Below are 21,023 nucleotides of genomic sequence, written 5' to 3' on the forward strand. Positions count from 1 at the left end.
GCGAAGTGCACTGTCGGCTCAGCTACAAGGCAGAACTCAGAGCAATTTCAGAGGCGGTGAAGTTTCCATGAGTCGAATTATCCAACGCCCGGCATTGCGCCAGTAGATGACCGAAACACCTGCTGATCCATCCAGTACCTGAATCGCAGGCATAAAAAAACCGGGTGGCAGCCCGGCTTCTTCAACAGCATCAAATCGAGGTCGATTATGCACCGCATGGCCGATGCAGGCAATACCACGCATTCCACGTCAGGTTTTGGTATTTCGTCGAATCTGACGCGTCAGGCTGTAAGTCATGGAGGGCGATCGTAATGGCGCGTATCCGCACCATCAAGCCTGAGTTCTGGACCAGTGAACAGGTCATGGAATGCTCGGCGATGGCTCGGCTCCTGTTCATCGGGATCTGGAACTTCTGCGACGATGCAGGCAACCACCCGATGTCCCCGAAGACCATCAAGGCCCTCGTTTTCCCTGGAGACGACATCACTGCGTTAACGGTGGAAGGGCTGCTCGCTGAGCTGGTATCGAACCGACTGATCACCATCTACGAGGCGGCATCGAAGCAGTACCTGCACGTCAACGGATGGCACCACCAGAAGATCGATAGACCTACTGTAAAGCACCCTGAATTCGTTGAGCCCTCGCCGAGTGCTCGTCGAGAAGTCGGCGAAGGCTCGTCTAGCGGTGATCGAGTCCTCACCCCCGGAAGGGAAGGGAAGGGAAGTAATACACACTCTCCGCGTGAGCCGTTCGCGATGTTCCTCGAATGGATTCCCGACCAGGTTCAGCTTGAGGCTTACGCCAAGCGTTCCGGGGTAGCTATCGACGAGTTCTCGGAAAAAGCCATTTCGGGTTTTGTCGTCCATCACGACGCGAAGGGGCTGGCCAAAACCGAGAGCCAGTGGATCGCCGACTTGGTCGGCTGGAGAAAGCGCGACCTTGCGAATGCCGCGAAGGTTGTTCCTCTGCGGGCAGGATCTGGTGGCCAGCAGCTCGACGACAGTGATACGTCGTGGATCGAGCAAGGAAGCGCCCAATGAATCCAGTCGCAGTTGTAACTCATGGCCTATGGGCCAAGGTTCAGTCTGGTCAGCACATCTCTGCTGGATACGATCTGCCCGATGACGTGAAGGCAGAGCTCAACCGGAAGACAGCGAAGGTGATCAACGATCTGTTCCGTGATCTGCGATCGATCTGCACCGCCTGGAAGCAGGCTTGGCCAGACCAGGCCACCTACGACGCGTCTAAGCAGCAATGGCTGACCGCCTTTCTTGAGGCCGGCATCTGCAATCCCGAGCAGTTGCAGTTCGGGCTAATGCGCTGCCGCCAGTCGGGTGCAGCATTCATTCCTCCACCCGGCGAGTTCATCCAGTGGTGCCAGCCATCGCCCGAAATGCTTGGCCTCCCAGCATTGGCGAACGCCTTCCGAGAAGCGACTCGCAATGCACATCCTGCGATGGCTGGCCGTGGCAAGTGGAGTCACGACGCGGTGTGGCACGCGGCCAAGGAGTGCGGCTTCGAGAACCTCAACAAACTGCCGTCCGATGCCAGTTCGAAGCTGTTCGAGCGCAACTATGTCATCGCGGTTCGTCGCCTCATGGCTGGTGAGCCGTTGCAGAAGATGCCCCTGGCACTTCCCTCCGAGGTAGCCGCCCGCCGTACCCCACAAGTCGGGAATTCTGCCCTGGCAGCCCTGCGTGCCCGCTTGGCGGGGCGCTGATCAATCAACCTGCAAGGAGGCGATTCTGTGCGCCAAACAAAACTGACCAAGGCCGCACGCGGCCGCGAATGCCAGGTGCGTATCCCTGGCGTATGCAACGGTAACCCCGAGACCACCGTCCTTGCGCACTACCGCCTGGCTGGCACCTGCGGCGTCGGCAAGAAACCACACGACATGCAGGGCGCCTGGTGCTGCAGCGCTTGTCACGACGCCTGCGACGGCCGCAGCCGGGGCATTGATCGTGAGACCGCCCGTCAGTACCACGCCGAGGGCGTCATGCGCACCCAGGCGCTGCTCATCCTTGAGGGGGTGCTGATCGCATGAATGCGCCCGCCCTTCGCCCGTTCAAGGCCAAGCCGGCCCGCGCAAAGCCCGTCGACAGGGAAGGGCAGGAGCAGGCTGCCCTGCTCGAAGAGATCCAGCTGCGCTATCCCGAGGTCTTCGAACTGATTTACCACGTCCCGAACGGCGGTCACCGACACAAGGGCGTGGCGCTGAAGCTCAAGGCGCAGGGCGTGAAGGCCGGAATCCCTGATCTGGTGCTGACCATGGCCCGAGGCGGGTACTTCGGTCTTTACATCGAATTCAAGGCGACCGTTGATCCGGCGCCCGTCTCGTCCAGCCAGCAAGCGTGTATCCGCCGGTTGAACGACCAAGGCTACCTGGCCGTTGTGTGTCAGGGGCATTTCGACGCCATGGAGTGCCTGAGGGCGTACCTGGCCCTGCCTAAAACGGAGGTTGCAGCATGACCAAAACCGCCGCTGTGAAAATCAGCGATGCAGAGATTCGCCGGCAGGCCGCCGGCCAGGTGCGTGACCTGCGCGCACTGGGCAACCAAGGCCTTTACTTCCGGTTTCACCGTTCCCGTGAGCGCGGGTCCTGGTACCTGATCCATAAAGGCAAGTGGTGCCGGATCGGCTCGTACCCTGACCTGAGCGCCGCAAAGGTTGCTGCAGCACTGCCGGATATCCGCTTGCGTCTCGAGGCTGGCGAAAGTTCAAGCCTGTCGAGCTGGTTGCTGACTGGCGAGTTGCTGGCCTGGTTCGCTGAGCGCATGTCCCGTGATCGCAGCCTGTCGGCCAAGCGCAAGAGCACGGCGGCGTCGGCTATCAAGCAGCACCTGATACCGCGCCTTGGTTCTACCCCTCTTGCCCTGATGGATAAGGCACTGCTCGATCGCGGACTGATGTGGCCGCTACAAGAGTCGCTGTCGATCGACTATGTGCGCTTGGTGTTCCAGCTGCTGGCTCTGGCCTTCCGGCAGGCCGCCAAGCTCGGGCTGATCAGCAGCAACCCCATGGCCGGCATCCGCTTCCGTGACTTCTCCAAGGCCAAGGTCACGGTCAAGCCGTCGCGACTGCGTGGTGTGCACCTGGAAGACTTGATAGCGCGCATGAAGAGCACGCTGGCCCACAACCCGCAACATGGCCTACTGGCCCTGATGATGCTGTGCCACGGCACCCGACTGGGCGAGACCCGCATGGCCCGCTGGAGCCATATCAGCCTGGCCGAGCGGGAGTGGTTCATTCCCGCCGAGCACACCAAGACCGGCGTGCAGCACCGCCTGCCACTGACCGACCAGGTGCGCTTCCTGCTGATGGCCTGCCGCGAGATCCAGATCAATCAGGGTTACGAAGGTGAGTTCTTGTTCCCGGGCCGGCAAGGCAAGCCCATGAGCGAGTCGAAGGCTTCTGCAGTGTTCTCGGTCATGGGGGAAGGCAAGTGGACCAGTCACGACCTGCGCAAGCTGGCCCGTACCAGTTGGGCCGATCTGGGTGTTGACCACCTGGTGGGCGAACTGATGGTCAACCACGCCATGGGCCACAACGTGAAGGTGTACATCCAGTCCGACGTTATGGCTCGCAAACGCGAGGCGCTGGAGAAGTGGCACGCACACCTTGATCAGAAGGGTTTCGAGTCGGTTCACGGCTTGACCGGCGATAGATCAGCGGATTCATGGATTCTCTCCAAGGCCGCAGAGCGCGCGGGCTTCGAGGCCCTTCCGGCATCCACCATAAGCGAGGATTCGAAATGACTGGAAAGCCCTCAGGGCCAGCCATGCCCGACTTGAACGCGATGTCTCCAGCGGCCCGCTCGGCGGCAATGCGCGGCGGGATGGAGGGTTGGGGTTTTGTCGGCGGGCTGCCTGGGCAGATCTGCTATCAGGAACAGGTTGATTCGAAGTCGCGACGGCGCTGCAACTGCGGCTGCGGGCGCCGGGCAACCCACCGGGGAATGGCCAACGGGGTCTGCTTGAAGATGGGGTGCGAGCTGTCGGTGCGGCGCTGGGTAAAGGCGTCCAACGCATGAGGAAGAGCCACGGCCCAGCCTTCAAGAAGGCTGTGATCGAGCTGGAAGAGTGCCCTTTGTGCCGTGGGAGAGCGGTCATTAAGGGTTTGTTTCACGAACTGCCGTGCGACCACTGTAACGCCTCGGGCTGGGTAGTGGCGGCAACTGGCGAGGCCCTGGCCCTGGATGAACTGGTGACCCAGCTCAGCATGAGGCTGCAGGGCGCGACACGGCAGATCGAGCAATTGAAGAACCCTCAGGCATCCGGGCCTGAGGCGACATATCAGGGAAGCAACCGGCGCGGCGCCGGCGGCACCAACTACACCGGGGATTGAGGGGGAAGGACATGAAAAAACGAACCTACGTAGACAAGGCCCTTGGTGACACCGCGTACATGCTCGAGCAATGGGGCTGGTGGCGCATGGATGGGATGGGCGTGCCTCAGTATGTCTGCCCGCTCTATGCACTCATGAAGGAGCACGTCCCAGCGGAAGGCGGGCTAAAGCAATACGTGATCACGGACGACCTAGCCCTGGCGGTGGACGGCGCCGTAGCCAGGCTGAACAAGCGCAACCCGCAGATGGGCGGATTCATCTGGTTGTACTTCGGCGCTAAGTGGCCTGCGTTGCGCATCGCCCGTGAGCACAAGATGGGTGAAGCCAAGGCGCGCGAACTGATCAGCACCGGAGTGGCATGGATCGACTGTGCTCTGGAGCAATTGCGCGAGGCTGCATAAAAAGCTTTCCGCGCGGATAAACACCTGTTTTCATAGCAGCGTGTCCAGCTTGCAAGAAACGCGACACAGACAAACCCCAGACATCGCGCTCTGGGGTTTTTCGTTTATGCGGATGACGCGCCCTGGCAGCAGGGCTAAGTCGGTAGTGGCGTTCAGTCAAACCCGTGCGGTCACTGATGGACAACGCGATGAGAGTCTGGGGTACGTGACCCAGCGATCCAGACCACCAAGCCGGGTAAGTGCCGGCCCTCCGCACCCATTCAAGGGCTCGCCATAACAGCGGGCCTTTTTCTTTTTCCGCTCCCCGCAACGGGAGGAATCGAGATGGCCCATATGCCGCCAGAGAAAGACCCATCCTTCTGGGTGCTTGTACTAACAGCCCTAAGAGAGAACGGCCTGGCTATGGGCCTGACATTCGCCCTGACCTGGTTGCGTATTCAATACGATGGCCAGGAAACCCGCCCAGTCCGACAGCTGATTGAGGCTACTCTTGGCGCGTTGATCGTGATGGTGGTTGGCCTGACCGTGAAAGAGTTCGGCCTGAGCATCGCCTGGTCGTTCGCCACTGCTGGCTTTGTCGGCGTGCTGGGCGTCGAGCAGGCGCGCCAGCTCGGTAGACGCTGGGCAGAGCGCAAGGTCGATGGCCCATAACCTGCGCCACAAAATCTAGGTGCGCGGTTTCGTGGTGTCTCATTCTGTGCGCAGTAATGGGAATCGCTCTTCAGGGTTGCGTGAACCAGCGTTCAGTTTCTCGCATTCTGCAGCCGCCGCCGTCCTACTGGTGAAGCCGCGCTTCAGCCTTTCCTTTTCTTGATTGTCGTAGATGTCGAAGCCGCCCGAAGTGGTGGCGGCATAGAACCGGTTACCGATTTGGAAGGACTCACCTTCGATAGGCACAGCCGGAACGATAACGAATCGTGGTTGCATGACTTAGGCCTCCCCAGGCAGATACCCAAGTATTAGTTCGATTGCAGAAAGCCAGCAATATGACTCATCGAGACGAATTGATGGCATTCCGTGTCACTAGCGTCAGTGGTCATCTGGCTCGTTCAATTAGGCCAAGAGTTGCTCCGCGCCACAAAACAGACATGCGCCGTTTCCTGGCGCGCCCACATGAGGATTCACCATGGACAACCAGCACAAGAAGATCACCGGCTACCACGACCTCTCCCAGAGCGAGATCGACGGCATGAACTCGATCAAGGCCCTGGAAGCCGACGCCGGCGAGCTGTTCAAGCAGATTGGCCAGATCGAGGGCGTGGATCAGCGCACCCTGGCCTTGGCCAAGACCAACCTGCAGCAGGGTTTCATGTGGTTCGTGCGCTCGATCGCTAAGCCCGCTGATCCTTTCAGCTGATGGCCAAGGCGCCTTACACGCGATGCAAGCTTTACGTGGACGGCGTTGATGGCATCGCGGTCGGCGATTTCATCACCACTGCAGCCGGTTCGGCCTACCTGGTGCAGACGCTGCGGGTGAATCGCAATCGGCCGGAGCGTAAGCACATGGACTGCCTGCGCTAGCCGATCGCCGAGGTGCCGCCTGATGCACGGTGCTATGAGATGACTTGGTACAAGAGGTGAGGAGCGCCGGCATGGCTAGGGTGTATGCAACGATCGTTTGCCGCCATCGCTGGTGGTTGAAGTACTACCTGGCTGGCGTGCTGGCCATGGCGCAGGTCACAGGATGTGAACCGAACCCCAGTCGGGTTGCCTATTGGGTCGGTCGCGGCCTGAAGGTTGAGGTGCGCTGATGGCCAGGCTCAAGACGCTCGGTTCTCGCATCAAGGAGAGCGCAGGCTCACGGGTCAAGGTGGTGAGCCCTGGCAGTTGGCGAAGCGGCATGACCAGCTCCCAGCGCGGCTATGGCTACAAGTGGCAGCAAGCCCGAGAGCGGTACCTGCGCGACAACCCGCTTTGCGTCTATTGCGAGCGGAACGGCCGCACAACTGCCGCCAGGATTGTCGACCACATCGTTGCTCACCGCGGAGACATGGCTCTCTTCTGGGATGAGACCAACTGGCAGAGCCTCTGTAAGCCGTGCCATGACTCCGTCAAGCAGGCCGAGGAGGCGGCGGGACTGGGTGGCTGAGGCGTCAGCGGATCGTCGAAACCCCGCGGACGGCGACCTAGCGGCACGCCAGTGACGTGCCGCGAAGGGGTAGGGGGGTCAAAAGCTAGGGATTCTCATCTAGCTAGACCGCCACCGACCCCACGTAGACATTTTTCTCCCCCCTAAAGGTTTTTGTTAATGGTGTTAACAGACAAACAGCGACAGTTTGTTGACGCTAAGGCCCGGGGCGCGTCCAACAAAGAAGCAGCGGAAGCCGCGGGCAGTAAGCCCTCGACGGCTGCTGCAGCTGGTTCGCGCTGGGCCAATGATCCGAAGATCGCATCCGCAATTCTGGCTCGTAGAGCAGAGCTCAGTGTTAACCCTGAGCCGAAAAGGCGGCGCAGCAAAGCGAAGGCCGATGAAGCCAATGAAGACCCCGTCGAGATCAATGAGGCCGACGGAGAGTTCCTGAGTTGCCTGCCTTCAACTGATGATCCATTGGTGTGGCTGCTCGCGCTGATGAACGAGCCCCGGGCGAAAGTCTTCGACCGGCGCAACGCTGCGCAGACCGCCGTGCCGTATATCCACGGGAAGAAGGCCGAGGCGGGCAAGAAAGAGCAGAAGGCGGAGGCCGCCAAAGAGGCTGGCAAGGGCAAGTATTCCCGAAGCAAGCCGCCCCTCACTGTCGTCAAGGGGTGACGCATGCTTTGGACCACGGCCTGCCCTGATTGGTGGCGGCGTCTGGCTGCCGGCGAATCCATCATCCCTGAACCGCTGTTCCCACTGGAGGCAGAAGAGAGCCTGGAGGTGTTCAAGGGGCTTCGCATTGTCGATGCCCCGGGCAGCCCGACTATTGAAAGCGCTTGCGCCCCATGGGTGCTGGCTTTCGCAGGGGCTGTATTCGGCAGTTACAACAGCGAGACCGGTGAACGCCTCATTCGGGAGTTCATGCTTTGCATCCCGAAGAAGAACAGCAAGTCGACTATCGCCGCCGCGATCATGCTGACGGCCCTGGTCCGCAATTGGCGCATGTCAGCCGAGTTCATCATCCTCGCCCCGACCAAAGAGATTGCCGACAACGCCTTCGTGCCGGCGAAGGACATGGTCAACAACGACGACGAGCTGAAGGACCTGCTGCATGTGCAGCCACATCTTCGGTTGATCACTCACCGTGAGACCGGCGCCACGCTGAAGGTGGTCGCCGCCGACAGTGACGTGGTGGGTGGCAAGAAGGCCGTTGGCGTGCTGATCGATGAGGCCTGGCTGTTCGGCAAGAACCCGAAAGCGGCTGACATGATTCGAGAGGCCACGGGTGGCCTGCTATCCAGGCCAGAAGGCTTCGTCATCTGGCTGACCACGCAATCGAACGAGCCGCCGGCTGGTGTGTTCCGGTCGAAGCTGAACTATGCGCGCGGCGTGCGCGATGGCCGCATCAACGACAATCGCTTCTTGCCGATCATCTACGAATTCTCGAAGGAGATGATCGACAGCGGTGCAGCCCGCAGGCCGGAGAACTTCCACCTGGTGAACCCCAACATGGGGTTCTCGGTCGACCGCCCGACGCTTGAGCGCCTGTTCATGCAGGCGGAGATCGATGGAGAAGCAGAGCTACGCGGCTTCCTGGCCAAGCACCTGAATATCGAGATCGGTCTTGCTTTGATGTCCGACGCTTGGGTCGGCGCTGAATTCTGGGAACCGCAAGGCGCTACTTGGCTCAGCCTGGACGAAATACTGAAGCGGTGTGAGGTGATCGATGTTGGCGGTGACGGGGGCGGCCTTGACGATTTACTTGGCCTAGCAGTCCTAGGGCGGGAGACCGGGTCGCGTAGGTGGTTCCACTGGGCTCATGCCTGGGCCCACCCTTCAGTGCTTGAACGGCGCAAGTCGGAAGCCCCCCGACTGAAAGACCTTGAGTCAGCTGGTGATCTGACCATCGTGAAAAGGATCGGCGACGACGTTGAGCAGTTCGCAGCCATAGTGGCCCACATCAATGAGAGTGGTCTGTTGGACAAGGTTGGGCTCGACCCCGCTGGCATTGGCTCTGTTCTCGATGCCTTGGCTGACGCGGGAGTCGAGGAAGACAAGATCGTCGGTATTTCACAGGGCTGGAAGCTGACTGGTGCAATCAAGACGACAGAGAGAAAGCTCGCGGAAGGCACCCTGCTGCATTGCGGTCAGCCGCTTATGGCCTGGTCATGCGGTAACGCCAAAGGCGTGCCGTCGGCCAACGCCTTCCTGATCAACAAGCAGGCCTCGGGCACCGCCAAGATTGACCCATTGATGGCCACATTCAACGCCGTTTCACTGCTCAGCCTCAATCCAGAAGGACGCGGGGGAATGGACAACTTCATGGCTGGTATTCGGGACCCACTGATCGCATGAACGCATTTCATATTTTCATCGCCTGCGCAGTGGTCGCTTTCTGCTTGGCATGCAGCGGGGTCTGGCTGTTGGCTGGTACCGGCTGGGCTTTGTTGGCGGGATCACTGAGCTTCTTCTGCATCGCCGGCTTCATCCGCAGAGGGCTTGTCAGTGATTAAAACCCTATCCCAGGCATTGGGCGCTGCTGCCACCAAGCCATCAGCCAGTATGAGTGAATGGCTGGGCAAGACTATCAAGCTGTCGGACGGAGGTTTCTGGAGTGCCTTTAACGGTGCCCAGTCCAGTAGTGGTAAGTCAGTCAGCGTCGACAAGGCCATGCGCCTGTCTACCGTGTGGGCATGCGTCCGTATCATCTCGACTTCTGTAGCCGGCTTGCCATTGAGCATCTACCGGCGGATGCCCGATGGTAGCCGAGAGAGCGCCCGCGACTTCCCGTTGTACGATGTGGTGCACAACAGCCCCAACGAAGACATGGCTGCCTTCCATTTCTGGCAGGCCGTCGTCGCCTCGATGCTGCTGTGGGGCAACGCCTACTGCGAGATCCATCGCTCTGCCGGGCGCGTCATCGCCCTGGACTTCCTGATGCCGTCGAGAGTCGACCTTGAGTTCGACGACGATGGACGACTCAGGTATTTCTTTAGGCCCCGAAAGGGAGCCCGCCGAGAGATCCAGCGGCAGGACATGTTGCACATCCCAGCATTCACCCTGGATGGCCGAGTCGGCCTTTCTGCTATTCGGTACGGCGCGGATGTGTTCGGTTCTGCGATGTCTGCAGATGATGCCGCCAACAGTACGTTCCGCAACGGCATGATGCCCACAGTCGCTTTTTCGGTCGACAAGACGCTAAACCCCGCTCAGCGCGTCGAGTTTCGTGAGTACGTTAAGACAATCTCCGGAGCATTGAACGCAGGCAAGAGCCCAGTGCTTGAGCAGGGCGTGAAGCCGGAGATGATCGGTATCAATCCTGCCGATGCACAGCTGCTGGAGTCGAGAGGACACAGCGTCGAGGAAATTTGCCGATGGTTCGGCGTTCCCCCCTGGATGGTGATGAAGACCGACAAGGGCAGTAACTGGGGCACCGGCCTGGAGCAACAACAGATCGCGTTTCTCACGTACTGCATCATGTCCTTCACGGCGCCGATCGAGCAGTGCGTGAACAAGTGGTGCATGACGGCGGTTGACCGGATCAAGTTCTACGCCGAGTACTCACTTGAAGCGTTCCTGCGTGCGGACAGCGCCGGCCGTGCAGCCTATCTCAGCACGATGGGGCAGAACGGCTACATGACCCGAAACGAGGGTCGGCGGAAAGAAAACCTTCCGAGCATGCCGGGTGGCGATGTACTGACCGTGCAATCCAACCTGGTGCCACTTGACCAGTTGGGCAAGCAAAACGATAGCCAGGCCGCAAGGGCCGCTCTGATGAACTGGCTCCAACAGCCGGAAAAGTAAATCACGGGAGTAATCCATGAAGCACAAGATCCAGTCTCGCGGCCTGCGCAGCGAGATGAGCCCGCGCGCGCTCGACAAATGGAATCCCGCGATCCAGGCGGCCGTTGAAAACACCTCGGACACCATCACGGTGTACGGGGTGATTGGTGAAGACTGGTACGGCGAGGGAGTCACGCTAAAACGAATCGATGCCGCTCTGCGGGCCATCGGTGAGCGGGATGTAACCGTCTACATCAACTCGCCTGGCGGTGACATGTTCGAAGGCATCGCCATCTACAACCGTCTGAAAGAACACAGCCACAAGGTCACCACCAAGGTGCTTGGCATGGCTGCCAGCGCCGCATCGATCATCTACTTGGCCGGAAGCGACCGGCAGGTGGCCAGCAGCGCCTTCCTGATGATCCACAACTGCTGGACGTTCCTCGCGGGCAACCGTCATTACCTGCGCGATGTGGCTGATGACATGCAGGAGTTCGATGCCGCGATGGCCGACCTCTATGCCGAAACCAGCGGCCAAGCTGTCGACGACATGGCCGAACTGATGGATGACGAGACCTTCATCCGTGGCAAGCGAGCTGTGGAACTGGGCCTGGCTACCGGCGTCCTGTCGTCAACCGAGATCACCGAGCGCGAGACCGAAGAGTCGACGCAGAGCAATGCGCTCAAGGCCATGGACGTCGCATTGGCGAAGGCTGGAATGCCTCGTTCTGAGCGCCGCGAACTGTTCGCCAATTTTAAGTCCGGCATGCCTCGCGCTGCCGGCGGGGGTACGCATAACGCTGCCCCGCCCGACAAGCCTAGCGCTGTCGCGCCAGACCTCTCCGCCTCTCTGAGCGCGGCAACCAATCTCCTCAATTCTCTGAAAGGAAAGTGACCATGGACTTTGAAGCCCAAGTCAAGGAACTCAACGCCAGCCTCAAGGGCATTGGCGATCAGATCAAAAGCCAGGCCGAGGCGACCGAGAAGCAACTCAAGGCTTCCGGTGAAATGAATACCGAAACCCGCGCCAAGGTCGATGAACTGCTGACCAAGCAGGGTGAGCTTCAAGCGCGCCTGGGCGAGGCAGAGCAGAAACTGGTGAATGCAAGCCGCGATCGGGGTCGTCAGGAAGAGCCACAGAAGTCGGTAGGCGCTCTCGTAATCGAAAGCGAAGAAATGAAGGACATGAACTCGTCCTTCCGTGGCTCCCGCCGTGTCTCCGTGCCGCGCGCGGCCATCACCACCGCAACCGGCGGTGACCTGGTACAGACTGAGCGCTTGCCGGGGATCATTGCCCCGCCTCAGCGCCGACTGACCGTCCGCGACCTGGTCGCGCCAGGTACAACCGAATCAAACTCCATCGAGTACGTCCGTGAAACCGGCTTCGTCAACAACGCCCGCACTGTGGCGGAGAGCACTGCCAAACCGTACTCCGACCTGACCTTCGGCCTGGCCACGGCGAACGTGCGGACCATCGCCCATTTGTTTAAAGCCAGCCGCCAGATGCTGGACGACGCTAAGGCGCTGCAGAGCTATATCGATGGTCGTGCACGCTACGGTCTCACCATGGCAGAAGAAGCGCAGTTGCTCTATGGCAACGGCACCGGGGTGAACCTGCAGGGCCTCATGACCGTTGCACAATTGTACGCGGCACCGGCTGGCGTAGCCGTAGTGGGTGAGCAGCGTATTGACCGCCTGCGTCTGGCGCTGCTGCAGGCCGAACTGGCCGAGTTTCCATCCGACGGCATCGTGCTCAACCCGATCGACTGGGCGGCCATTGAGCTGACCAAGGACGGTGAAGGCCGCTACATCATCGGCCAGCCCCAGGAAGGCACCAACGCGAAGCTCTGGAATCGCCCCGTGGTCTCTACCCAGGCCATGACCCAGAACGACTTCCTCGTAGGTGCGTTCAAACTCGGCGCCCAGATCTTCGACCGCATGGAAATCGAAGTGCTGATCTCGACAGAGAACAGCGATGACTTCGAGAAGAATATGGCAACGATTCGTGCTGAAGAGCGCCTGGCCTTCGCCATCTACCGCGATGAAGCGTTCGTTACTGGTCCGCTGATCACTCCTTAATTCCTTGCGCTGGGGCGTCAGGAATGGCGCCCCTCAGGAGTATTTCCATGGCACGTAAACAGGAAAAACCAGAGTCCACGGTTGAGCCGAAGGATACTGCCTCGACCACTGAGTCGAGCGGCAGCCAGCCTCAAGATGGAGCGTTGTCCCTCTCGCCTGGTGAAGCCGCCTCGCCAAATCCTGGCGAGGCGGGCGCTCCCGCAACTGATTCAGTCTCGGGCGCAGAGCAGACACCGCCAGAAGCACCGGAAGAATCGGGGGGCGGATTGGGCGTCGCCGCAGGGGACCTGGGCGCCAGTGCCGGAGCTCCCGCTACGGAAGCAGGGGCATCGGTAGGTGATGGCCAGAGCGGGCCGACGGTGATCGAGGCTGGCGACGATACCGACCAGCCAGCTGCAGGGGATCTGGTTGCAGCTAACCCAAATCCAGTGACTCTTCAGATCTACCCGATGCGATCCTACATGGATGAGGGCGAGCTGCGCCGCCGGGGCGGTCCAGCCTATGTGGTGCCACGCAGGCACGCGGAGGAGCTTGTGCAGCGAAAGTTGGCATCGCTCGAACCGCTGAAGGAGTGAAGACATGCCGGTGATCAGTTTGACCACAGCCCGTCATCACCTGCGAGACCCTGACGATGATGACGAGTACCTGGAGCTCCTGATCGAGGCGGCTGAAGGGCAGGCGATGGACTATCTGAACCGCCGCGTCTATGTCGATCAGCAGGAGCTGGATGATGCTGTCGCCGCCGGTGATGCTGGCGAGTCTCCCATGCTCAGCAACAAGCAGATCCAGGCCGCATGCTTGCTGATCCTCGGCCACCTTTACGCCAACCGTGAGGACGTTGTGATCGGGACTATTGCCACCGAATTGCCGAAAGGTTCGGTCGCGCTCCTGACCCCGCACCGTGTCGGGTGGGGGGTATGAGAGCCGGGCCGCTACGTCATCGGTTCGAGGTGACCCACCGACATGAAGAGCGCAATAAGTCCGGGGGAGCCACAGTGACATGGCTTCCTGCAGCCCGCCCTGAAATGTGGGGCGAAGTCCGCACCCCTTCTGGGCGAGTAACGGCAGTTGCTGAAAAGCTGAGCGCTGTTGTCACGGCCGAAATCATCGGCAGGCCGCGATCAGACATCTTTGCCGGGTCGCGTCTGACGCGCCGCGGGGTCACTTACCAGGTCGAGGCAATTTTGCCGGACAACGAGAACACCCTGATGAGGCTGCTCTGCTCATCAGTACCGAATCCATGAGGTGAACCATGAAAATTCGAGCATTGGGCCCGCTGACGGGTGCGTCTGGCGATCGTGAGAAAGGCGAAGAGTTCGAAGTCGCCAAGGAGTACGGCGAGGGGCTGATTGCTCGCGGCTACGCCGAGGCGGTGGAAGAGAAGACCGCCAAGCCGGCGAAGGCCGACCAGGCCAAGGAGTAAGCCGTGGCCCGCCGGTCAAGCATTCGCGGCGATATCCGGCTACGCCGCACGCTTCGCAACATCCACCGGACGATGGACAACGAGCTGCAGCCGGCGATGCTGGAGGCGGCAAACCGCATATTGGAAACCCAGCGGCAGTTGATGCCCAAGGACACCGGTGCGGCCGCCGCAGCGCTGAGGGTGTACGTCTCGCCCAGTGGCCTGGACGCCCAGATCGGGATCCGCGGCAAGCGAGACAACCGGCGGTTCTTCTACCTGCGGTTCATCGAGTACGGGACCAAGGGTTACCTTGGAGGAAAGCGCGCTGGCAACCGCAATCGGAAGGCCTCTAACAAGAGCGACGGCACGCACTTCTTTGGCAAGTATCCCGCCATGCCTGCCAGGCCTGCCCACCCGTGGCTCCGGCCGTCGATGCAGGTCAACCGGGAGTACGTTATGGCAGACATCGAAGCTGCAGTGCGCCGAACGCTGCGAAAGGCAAGCCAGGGAGTAGGAAATGGCTGATCCTTCATTGGCTCTGCAGGAGGCCATGTTTGCCAGGCTTCAGGCCGAGGTCAGCTGCCCGATCTACGATGGCGCGCCGCTGAACGCAGAGATGCCGTACGTCTCGATCGACCGGGAGATATCAGTCAACAGCAGCCCGATCTCGGGCCGTAAGCGCGAAAACCGGCTGGTGTACCTGTCGGTCTGGTCCGATGCCGTGGGCCAAGCCGAGGTCAAGCGCATCAACGGCGAGGTCATCGCTGCCTTGGACGAGCGCCGCCTCCCACTGGAGGTGGGGCGTGCCGTTTCCGTGCGAGTAGAGCAGGCCGACGCACAGCGCGATGCGGATGGCATCACTTACCAGGGCTCGATCACTGTCCGCGTGATCACCACCCACTGAATCACCGACTGGGCCGCGCCGCGGCTTTTATCCAATGTGCCTTTGGAGGAACCCTCATGGCCGACGACAACCTCAACACAGCCGCCGGCTGCCGCTTCTTCATCGGCGGCAAGACCGGCGCAGACACCGAAACCAAGTACAAGGCCGACACCTACGTTGAAGTGGGCGAGATCGAGGACCTGGGTGAGTTCGGCGATACCTTCAGCAGCGTGAACTTCACGTCGCTGAAAAACGGCCGCGTGCGAAAGTACAAGGGCACTGCCGACGCTGGCGACCTGACGCTGACCGTAGGCCTGGACAACGGCGATGCTGGCCAGAATGCCGTCAAAACTGCGCACAAGGATCGCAGCAAGGGCGATTACAACATCAAAATCACCCTCAACGACGGCGACCCGGATGCCTCCCCGGCGATCAGCCCGACCACGTTCTACATGCGCGGGAAGGTGATGAACAACACCGTGGCGCCTGGCGCTGCTGACAATGTGGTCCGTCGCAACATTACCATCGGCATCAACTCGGACATCCTCGAGTTGCTGCCGGCACCGGTCACCCCATAACACCCGGGGCTTCGGCCCCGGCGACACAGGACCTGATCCATGAACAATACGCTGCACGGTACTGTCACCGTGAAACTGGGTGACGAAGAGTTCACACTCCAGCCCACCCTCAAGGCCGTTCGCGCAATCGAGAGCCGCTTTGGAGGCCTGCGCGGCGCCTCTGGAGCCCTGCATGCAGTAGGCGTGGATGCGGTGGCCTTCATCATTGCCGCCGGCGCTGGCCTGGAAGGGAAGGCTGCTGAAACGCTGCCCGAGAAGGTCTGGCAGGAAGGCGTAGCCGGGCTGACACCGTCAGTCACCAGGTACCTTGGAGCTCTCTACAATCCGCGAGGCGGTGACCCGGGAAACGATCAAGCCGGGACGGTGTAAGCGCTGTCGAAGACGGCAGCTACGTCGACCGGCTGTATGGGATCGCCACCGGCTGGCTGGGCTGGGCGCCTGATGTGGCCTGGTCTACGCCGCTCCCTGAGCTGTTCATGGCGATGGATGCCAGGATTGAGTGGGCGCAGATGACCAACCCGTTCGGCAGCGGTAAGGCCTCGGGCCAGCAGGGCAAGCCGAAGGCCTCTAATGTGGCGGATAAGCTGCGGCAGGCGCTGACGGGAAGACGGGCCAATTAGCGTTTTGTTAGTCTTCCCTGTTCGAGTGCGAGGGAATGACCAATGCAGAAAATGATACTGATGCTTCCTGCTTTTCTGCTGCTGGCAGCATGCGGGCAATCGGATGCGAAGAAGGCAGAAAGTGCAGCCGCAATGGCTGAGATAAGAAACCAGCGCGTTGCTAGAGAATTTGTGGGCGGAGTCTTAAAAGATCCAGGCAGCGCTGAGTTTCGTAATCAGCACGGGCTTTGTGGCGAGGTGAATTCCAAGAATTCGTTTGGGGGCTACGTTGGTTTCAGGAGATTTATCGCAGCAACCAAGGAAATGGTAGTTTTCGAAAATGATGGCCGCATGAGCCCACGCGATTTTGAGACAGCCTGGTCGAGGCACTGTCGTTAGTTTTCCCGTTTTACCACCCGCTTCGGCGGGTTTTTTATTGCCCGGAGAAAAGCATGGCAGACCAACAAGTCCAGGGGATGCTCGTTCAGATCGAGGCGACCACCGCCCAGCTTCGCCGCGAGTTGGCCAGTGCTGACCAGATGGTGGCGCGCAGCACACAGGCGATTGACCGCAACTTGGCCACTGTCGATTCGGCTTTTGACAGAGCGGGTGCAGCGGCTGATAGCGCTGGCGCGCTAATGCGTGGAGCCTTCGCTGCGGTTGCTGGCGCTGGGCTGATTGGCGGCATCATTCAGCAGGTCGATGCTTATGGGCAGATGTCCGATCGCATGAAGGCCGCCGCTGGCAGCGCTGGTGAGTACCAGAGCGTGCAGGAGCACTTGCTTCGCACTGCTCAGGAAACCTACCGGCCACTGGCTGAAGCGCAAGAGTTGTACATCCGCACTGCAGACGTCATGCGCAGCCTGGGCTTCAACACCCAGCAGACGCTGGACATTACCGACAGCTTCAGCTTTCTGCTGGTGACAAACGCCGCGGCCGCCGACAAGGCCAGCTCCGCGCTGGATGCCTATTCCAAGGCGCTGCAGACCGGCAAGGTTGAGGCCGATGGGTGGGTGTCCATTCAGGACGCCATGCCGACCATCGTCACCGCGATCGCTACCGCCACCGACAAGAGTGCCGAAGAGATCCGCAAGCTCGGTGTCCAGGGCAAGCTGTCGCTCGATGACATCAACACCGGCTTACTGCGCACCGTGGAGGTCAACCGCAAGGCTGCGGCTGACATGTCCACCAGCGTGCAGGACGCGATGGTGAACATCAGCAACGCCACTCAGACCTTTCTGGGTGGCATGGAGGAGCGGACCGGCGCAGTCGCGGGCCTGTCGAGCGTGCTGATCGCCCTGGCCGACAACGTTGATCTGGTGGCGGTTGCCATGGGGGGGGTGGGCGCTGCGGCTCTTACCCTCTATGTCGCCAAGGCTGGCATGGCGCTGAAGGCCGCCCTGGCCCAGCGTATCGCTGAGGTCCAGAACGCCCAGGCAGCACTGCGAGGCGCTGAAGCACAGCGCATTTATGCCCAGGCGCAGGTACAGCAGGCGGAGGCTTCGGTAGCTGCCGCGACAGGCCTGCAACGGCTCAATCTGGTTCAGACTCAGCTCTTGCCAAAACAGGCGGCGCTCACGGCTTCCACCGAGGCGCTGACCATTGCCCAGGCCAACCTGACACGCGCCGCCACCGGTGGTTTGCTGTCGGCACTCGGCGGCCCGATGGGATTGGCACTGCTCGCCGGTACCGCAGCGGCCAGCTTCCTGTTACTCAGCGACAACGCCGACCAAGCGGGCGTCAGCCTAGACGACCTGCACAAGCCGGTTGCTCAGCTGCGAGAAGAGTTCGCCAAGCTCAACAAGGACCAGCGCGAAGCCTCGCTGGTGAAGTGGCAGCAAGAACAGGTCAATGCCGCCGACAAGGTCAAAGACGCCTATGGCAACCTAACCCAGTCCATCCGGTCGGCTGTGGTAACGGCTCCGGCGCGCGACTCTGGCGGCCAGTACAACCGGCAGTTGGCTGAATACCAAGGCCTGATTGACCGCCTCAATGAGGCGCGTGCGTCTGGACAGGGTTTATCGCCCGTGTTGCAGGAGGTAGCGACACGGCTGCAACTGCCGGCCAGCACGGTGCAGCAGTGGATCACCCAGGCTGGAGCCGTCAGCGACGCCGATCAGCGGTCGAGCCTGATCGCGGAAACCCTGCGAGTTCTCACCGGTGTCACCGAAGCTAACACTTCGGCCACCCAGGCGAATAATGCCGCCAAGGTCGGTATGAGTTCGGCGGGCCAGACGTATTTGGAAACGCTGCAGAAGCAACTGGCCGGCCTGCAGGACAATGGCGACGCGATGAAGATCGCCAACCGCTACATCGCCGAGAACGCCGATCTCACCGAGACCGACCGCCAGGCGATCCTTTCGGCAGCTAGCGCGATCGAGGCACAGAAGAAGGCCAACCAAGGCGCCAAGCAGGAAACGAAAGACGCCACCTCTGCGCAGACGAAGCTGAATCAGCAACTGAAGGAAGCAGAGACCGCTTATCAGCAGTTGAAAAAGGCTTACGACCCGGTAGGCGCTGCGTCCGATGAGTTTCAGAAGCAGACCAAGAACCTTGATCTACTGCTGGCGCAGAAGAAAATCACCACCGAAGAGTACGGCAAAGCTGTTGGTGCGCTCGCCGAGCAATTCAATAGTGCGGTGCAGGCCTCGACCGGCCTGTCGCGGGCGATGAAGTACCAGGCCGATCTTGAGCGTCAGTTGGCGATCGCCCAGCAGCAGGGCGACGCTGCCGCTGCAGCGGTTGGAATGGGAGACAAGCGGGCAAGTCGTGCTCAGTCTCGCCTGGCGCTTGAGCAGGAGAACAACAACAAGATCCTGGCCCTGCGCGATGAGTTGGCCACCGCTTCGAACGAGAAGCAGCGGCAGGAGCTCGAAAAGCAGATCGCCTTGAGGCAGGAGTACGGCGCGAAGCTAGTGCAGGTTCAGGAGGACACTTTCATCAAGATCGATGCCGCCCAGGCGGACTGGAGTAATGGCGCCTCGGCAGCCTTCGAGAACTACCTCGACAGCGCTGCCGATGTTGCCGGCCAGACCGAGGAGCTGTTCACCAACGCGTTCAACAACCTTGAGGATGGCATTGTCCAGTTCATCAAGACCGGTAAGGCGTCGTTCAAGGACTTCGCGGACGCAATCATCGAAGACCTGATCCGCATCCAGGTGCGTCAGGCTGCTGCGGGTTTCCTTGGTTCGGCGTTTAGCTTCCTCAGCGGCGGCAGCTCGGCGCTAGGCCAAGGAACCATGACCGGATTCAGTGAAGTCATTCCCAATGCCAAGGGTGGCGTGTACGACTCTCCGAGCCTGTCTGCCTTTTCCGGCGGGGTGTATGACAGTCCGCAAATGTTCGCATTCGCCAAGGGAGCGGGGATTTTCGCTGAAGCCGGGCCAGAAGCAATTCTTCCGCTCCACCGGGGGCCGGATGGTTCGCTTGGTGTCATGGCCGCCGGCGCTGGAGGTGACGGTGGTGCAGCCTCAATCTCTTTTGGCGGTATCACCCAGCACATCCAGGTAGGCGGTCAGGCTAATGCCGCCACTATCGCCGATGTTCGACGCGCTGCAGAGCAGGGTGCACGCGATGGTTACGAGCTCATGCTGCGAGACTTCAAGACCAACGGCGCCGGGCGGCAGATGCTGCAGCGGCGGTAACTATTCTTGGCCCGCTTCGGCGGGCTTTCTTTTGGGAGTGACCAATGGCGGAGGAATGGCCCGAGGACTTGGAGCCCACTGAGGTCACCTGGGGTGTCGTCTACAACAACCGGGGGTTCACTTCCTCGCTGTCAAATGCCCAGCAGATCGCGGCTCAGCCAGGCGCCTACTGGAAATGCACCATGACCTTCGGTGTTCTGTACGACGAAGACGAGCGCGAACTGACATCGCTGCTGGGCCGACTGCAGGGCATGTTCGGCACGGTGAACATTCCGTACCTGACCCGGGTGCGTACAGACAACATCGGCGCACCGACCGTGGCTGTCGCCAACGCTCAGTCAAGCGTCATGCAGTTGCAGGGCATGCTGGCCAGCCGACCGGTGTTCAGCCGGGGCGATCTCATCACCATCATGGGTGAAATGTTCGAAGTCGTCGAGCGGGCCACGTCTGACGCCACCGGCAAGGCCCTGGTCTCGGTGAACAAGCGCATCCGCAAGGTGATCCCGGCCGGCAGTGTGGTCGAGTACAGAAACCCCTATTGCGAGATGCGGCGCATGGACGACACCAATGAATGGACCACCCAGCCGGTGGTCTCGAACTCGACCCTGCAATTTCGAGAGGCATTCTGATGGCTGGCGTTTTTCCATTTAGCCAGACAGTCGTCGACATCATCGCCCAGGGCAACTTCATGGCGGTCTATGCCTGCCAGTTGGACTTCCCCGATGGCATGGTCTTCGCGCACACCGGTACCGGTGATCTGGTGATCGACGGCATCACTTACCAGGGTGTTGGCAGCTTCGGGTCGGTTGGCCAGTCGCAGGAGAGCAGCAACTCGGGGTCGCCTATGTCTGTTGAGCTAACCCTCAACGGCCTGGACACCCAGATCATCACCGAAACGTCGATCAAGGGCTGCCGTGGACGCAATGGCAAGCTGATGTTTGTCGTGTTCGACAAGGACGGCACCTATGCCGCAGACATCTTGTTCAGCGGCCGCATGGATGCCGCCAAGTTCTCCTACGCGGGCAACGGCGAGGCGGGCAACAGCATCACGGTCCCGCTCATCGACCGCATGGCGGAGTGGAACAGAACCGGTACCGAGCGCTGGACCGATGAGAACCACCGGGCGCGCCGGCAGGATGACCGCTTCTTCTTCGCCATCGCGCAGATTGCCGACTGGCCTATTTATTGGGGCGCCTCCAAGGATGCTCCGAAGTTCACCTACGAGACATAGCC

The 21,023-nt window shown here is 60.7% G+C and carries 32 protein-coding genes; 30 read left to right on the plus strand and 2 right to left on the minus strand.

The features are described from left to right. Positions 1-36 precede the first annotated feature (36 nt). Entirely contained in the window at positions 37-243 is a 207-nt protein-coding gene (locus tag B9A31_RS26955; RefSeq protein ID WP_143512014.1) for a hypothetical protein, read from the minus strand. A gap of 68 nt (positions 244-311) precedes the next feature. On the opposite strand from B9A31_RS26955, the gene B9A31_RS06930 reads away from it, so the two are divergent. The 8 genes from B9A31_RS06930 (at position 312) to B9A31_RS06970 (ending at position 5,396) form a co-directional block, all read left to right on the plus strand. Further along, a complete protein-coding gene (locus B9A31_RS06930) occupies positions 312-1,040 on the plus strand; it encodes a DnaT-like ssDNA-binding domain-containing protein (protein ID WP_084296784.1) in 729 nt (242 codons plus the stop codon). After that, positions 1,037-1,720 carry a replication protein P gene (locus tag B9A31_RS06935; protein WP_084296785.1) on the plus strand — a complete coding sequence of 228 codons (684 nt, stop codon included), beginning with the start codon at positions 1,037-1,039 and terminating at the stop codon, positions 1,718-1,720. Before B9A31_RS06930 ends, B9A31_RS06935 begins: the two co-directional genes overlap by 4 nt. A 27-nt stretch (positions 1,721-1,747) precedes the next feature. Next, complete coding sequence (locus B9A31_RS06940) at positions 1,748-2,044, plus strand: DUF1364 domain-containing protein (RefSeq protein ID WP_084296786.1); 297 nt, start codon at positions 1,748-1,750, stop codon at positions 2,042-2,044. Continuing rightward, positions 2,041-2,469 carry a VRR-NUC domain-containing protein gene (locus B9A31_RS06945; RefSeq protein WP_084296787.1) on the plus strand — a complete coding sequence of 143 codons (429 nt, stop codon included), beginning with the start codon at positions 2,041-2,043 and terminating at the stop codon, positions 2,467-2,469. The genes B9A31_RS06940 and B9A31_RS06945 overlap by 4 nt, the downstream gene beginning before the upstream one ends. Further along, the gene (locus B9A31_RS06950) at positions 2,466-3,755 is read left to right on the plus strand and encodes a tyrosine-type recombinase/integrase (protein WP_084296788.1); all 1,290 of its coding nucleotides are present in this window, start codon (positions 2,466-2,468) and stop codon (positions 3,753-3,755) included. Before B9A31_RS06945 ends, B9A31_RS06950 begins: the two co-directional genes overlap by 4 nt. 271 nt (positions 3,756-4,026) lie before the next feature. After that, complete coding sequence (locus B9A31_RS06960; RefSeq protein WP_084296789.1) at positions 4,027-4,344, plus strand: hypothetical protein; 318 nt, start codon at positions 4,027-4,029, stop codon at positions 4,342-4,344. Between the two features lie 11 nt (positions 4,345-4,355). Beyond that, positions 4,356-4,745, plus strand: a complete 390-nt coding sequence (locus B9A31_RS06965) for an antiterminator Q family protein (protein WP_084296790.1) — start codon at positions 4,356-4,358, stop codon at positions 4,743-4,745. Between the two features lie 333 nt (positions 4,746-5,078). Next, the gene (locus B9A31_RS06970; RefSeq protein ID WP_256204676.1) at positions 5,079-5,396 is read left to right on the plus strand and encodes a phage holin family protein; all 318 of its coding nucleotides are present in this window, start codon (positions 5,079-5,081) and stop codon (positions 5,394-5,396) included. 39 nt (positions 5,397-5,435) lie between these two features. On the opposite strand, the gene B9A31_RS06975 is transcribed toward B9A31_RS06970, so the two are convergent. Beyond that, positions 5,436-5,672: a hypothetical protein gene (locus B9A31_RS06975; protein ID WP_084296791.1), complete on the minus strand. Its 237-nt coding sequence runs from the start codon at positions 5,670-5,672 to the stop codon at positions 5,436-5,438. Between the two features lie 199 nt (positions 5,673-5,871). On the opposite strand from B9A31_RS06975, the gene B9A31_RS06980 reads away from it, so the two are divergent. The 22 genes from B9A31_RS06980 to B9A31_RS07070 all read left to right on the plus strand — a co-directional run bounded on the left by B9A31_RS06980 (position 5,872) and on the right by B9A31_RS07070 (position 21,021). Then, a complete protein-coding gene (locus tag B9A31_RS06980; RefSeq protein WP_084296792.1) occupies positions 5,872-6,102 on the plus strand; it encodes an Acb2/Tad1 domain-containing protein in 231 nt (76 codons plus the stop codon). Beyond that, positions 6,102-6,266: a hypothetical protein gene (locus tag B9A31_RS27250; RefSeq protein ID WP_178092334.1), complete on the plus strand. Its 165-nt coding sequence runs from the start codon at positions 6,102-6,104 to the stop codon at positions 6,264-6,266. Before B9A31_RS06980 ends, B9A31_RS27250 begins: the two co-directional genes overlap by 1 nt. A gap of 71 nt (positions 6,267-6,337) precedes the next feature. Next, complete coding sequence (locus tag B9A31_RS27255) at positions 6,338-6,496, plus strand: hypothetical protein (protein ID WP_178092335.1); 159 nt, start codon at positions 6,338-6,340, stop codon at positions 6,494-6,496. Beyond that, entirely contained in the window at positions 6,496-6,834 is a 339-nt protein-coding gene (locus B9A31_RS06985) for an HNH endonuclease (protein ID WP_084296793.1), read from the plus strand. Before B9A31_RS27255 ends, B9A31_RS06985 begins: the two co-directional genes overlap by 1 nt. A gap of 159 nt (positions 6,835-6,993) precedes the next feature. Next, complete coding sequence (locus B9A31_RS06990; protein ID WP_084296794.1) at positions 6,994-7,494, plus strand: terminase small subunit; 501 nt, start codon at positions 6,994-6,996, stop codon at positions 7,492-7,494. Between the two features lie 3 nt (positions 7,495-7,497). Beyond that, a complete protein-coding gene (locus B9A31_RS06995; RefSeq protein ID WP_084296795.1) occupies positions 7,498-9,177 on the plus strand; it encodes a terminase large subunit in 1,680 nt (559 codons plus the stop codon). A 207-nt stretch (positions 9,178-9,384) separates the two neighbouring features. Then, positions 9,385-10,626, plus strand: coding sequence for a phage portal protein (locus B9A31_RS07000; RefSeq protein ID WP_263857501.1), 1,242 nt, complete (start codon positions 9,385-9,387; stop codon positions 10,624-10,626). A 16-nt stretch (positions 10,627-10,642) separates the two neighbouring features. Next, a complete protein-coding gene (locus B9A31_RS07005) occupies positions 10,643-11,500 on the plus strand; it encodes a head maturation protease, ClpP-related (RefSeq protein WP_060494734.1) in 858 nt (285 codons plus the stop codon). A gap of 2 nt (positions 11,501-11,502) precedes the next feature. After that, complete coding sequence (locus B9A31_RS07010; RefSeq protein WP_084296796.1) at positions 11,503-12,684, plus strand: phage major capsid protein; 1,182 nt, start codon at positions 11,503-11,505, stop codon at positions 12,682-12,684. A 47-nt stretch (positions 12,685-12,731) separates the two neighbouring features. Then, the gene (locus B9A31_RS26960) at positions 12,732-13,259 is read left to right on the plus strand and encodes a hypothetical protein (RefSeq protein WP_143512016.1); all 528 of its coding nucleotides are present in this window, start codon (positions 12,732-12,734) and stop codon (positions 13,257-13,259) included. A 4-nt stretch (positions 13,260-13,263) separates the two neighbouring features. Beyond that, a complete protein-coding gene (locus B9A31_RS07020; RefSeq protein ID WP_084296798.1) occupies positions 13,264-13,605 on the plus strand; it encodes a head-tail connector protein in 342 nt (113 codons plus the stop codon). Further along, entirely contained in the window at positions 13,602-13,928 is a 327-nt protein-coding gene (locus tag B9A31_RS07025) for a head-tail adaptor protein (protein ID WP_084296799.1), read from the plus strand. The genes B9A31_RS07020 and B9A31_RS07025 overlap by 4 nt, the downstream gene beginning before the upstream one ends. 8 nt (positions 13,929-13,936) lie before the next feature. Further along, the gene (locus B9A31_RS27260; RefSeq protein ID WP_178092336.1) at positions 13,937-14,107 is read left to right on the plus strand and encodes a hypothetical protein; all 171 of its coding nucleotides are present in this window, start codon (positions 13,937-13,939) and stop codon (positions 14,105-14,107) included. A 3-nt stretch (positions 14,108-14,110) separates the two neighbouring features. Further along, the gene (locus tag B9A31_RS07030; RefSeq protein WP_069942539.1) at positions 14,111-14,611 is read left to right on the plus strand and encodes an HK97 gp10 family phage protein; all 501 of its coding nucleotides are present in this window, start codon (positions 14,111-14,113) and stop codon (positions 14,609-14,611) included. Next, positions 14,604-14,990, plus strand: a complete 387-nt coding sequence (locus B9A31_RS07035; protein WP_084296800.1) for a DUF3168 domain-containing protein — start codon at positions 14,604-14,606, stop codon at positions 14,988-14,990. The genes B9A31_RS07030 and B9A31_RS07035 overlap by 8 nt, the downstream gene beginning before the upstream one ends. A 56-nt stretch (positions 14,991-15,046) precedes the next feature. Then, the gene (locus tag B9A31_RS07040; RefSeq protein WP_084296801.1) at positions 15,047-15,547 is read left to right on the plus strand and encodes a hypothetical protein; all 501 of its coding nucleotides are present in this window, start codon (positions 15,047-15,049) and stop codon (positions 15,545-15,547) included. Between the two features lie 39 nt (positions 15,548-15,586). Further along, on the plus strand, positions 15,587-15,916 hold the full coding sequence (locus B9A31_RS07045) for a hypothetical protein (protein ID WP_084296802.1): 330 nt from the start codon (positions 15,587-15,589) through the stop codon (positions 15,914-15,916). A 107-nt stretch (positions 15,917-16,023) separates the two neighbouring features. Next, positions 16,024-16,167 carry a hypothetical protein gene (locus tag B9A31_RS07050; RefSeq protein ID WP_371851085.1) on the plus strand — a complete coding sequence of 48 codons (144 nt, stop codon included), beginning with the start codon at positions 16,024-16,026 and terminating at the stop codon, positions 16,165-16,167. A gap of 42 nt (positions 16,168-16,209) precedes the next feature. Continuing rightward, on the plus strand, positions 16,210-16,545 hold the full coding sequence (locus B9A31_RS07055; protein WP_084296804.1) for a hypothetical protein: 336 nt from the start codon (positions 16,210-16,212) through the stop codon (positions 16,543-16,545). Positions 16,546-16,598: 53 nt separating this feature from the next. Beyond that, positions 16,599-19,790, plus strand: a complete 3,192-nt coding sequence (locus tag B9A31_RS07060; protein WP_084296805.1) for a phage tail tape measure protein — start codon at positions 16,599-16,601, stop codon at positions 19,788-19,790. 44 nt (positions 19,791-19,834) lie between these two features. Next, positions 19,835-20,419: a hypothetical protein gene (locus tag B9A31_RS07065; protein ID WP_084296806.1), complete on the plus strand. Its 585-nt coding sequence runs from the start codon at positions 19,835-19,837 to the stop codon at positions 20,417-20,419. Then, positions 20,419-21,021 (plus strand): hypothetical protein, encoded by a 603-nt coding sequence (locus B9A31_RS07070; protein WP_084296807.1) that lies wholly within the window; start codon positions 20,419-20,421, stop codon positions 21,019-21,021. The genes B9A31_RS07065 and B9A31_RS07070 overlap by 1 nt, the downstream gene beginning before the upstream one ends. The last annotated feature ends 2 nt before the right edge of the window (positions 21,022-21,023 follow it).

Origin of the sequence: Pseudomonas sp. URIL14HWK12:I5, assembly GCF_900176445.1 — a bacterium.
Taxonomy (GTDB): domain Bacteria; phylum Pseudomonadota; class Gammaproteobacteria; order Pseudomonadales; family Pseudomonadaceae; genus Aquipseudomonas; species Aquipseudomonas monteilii.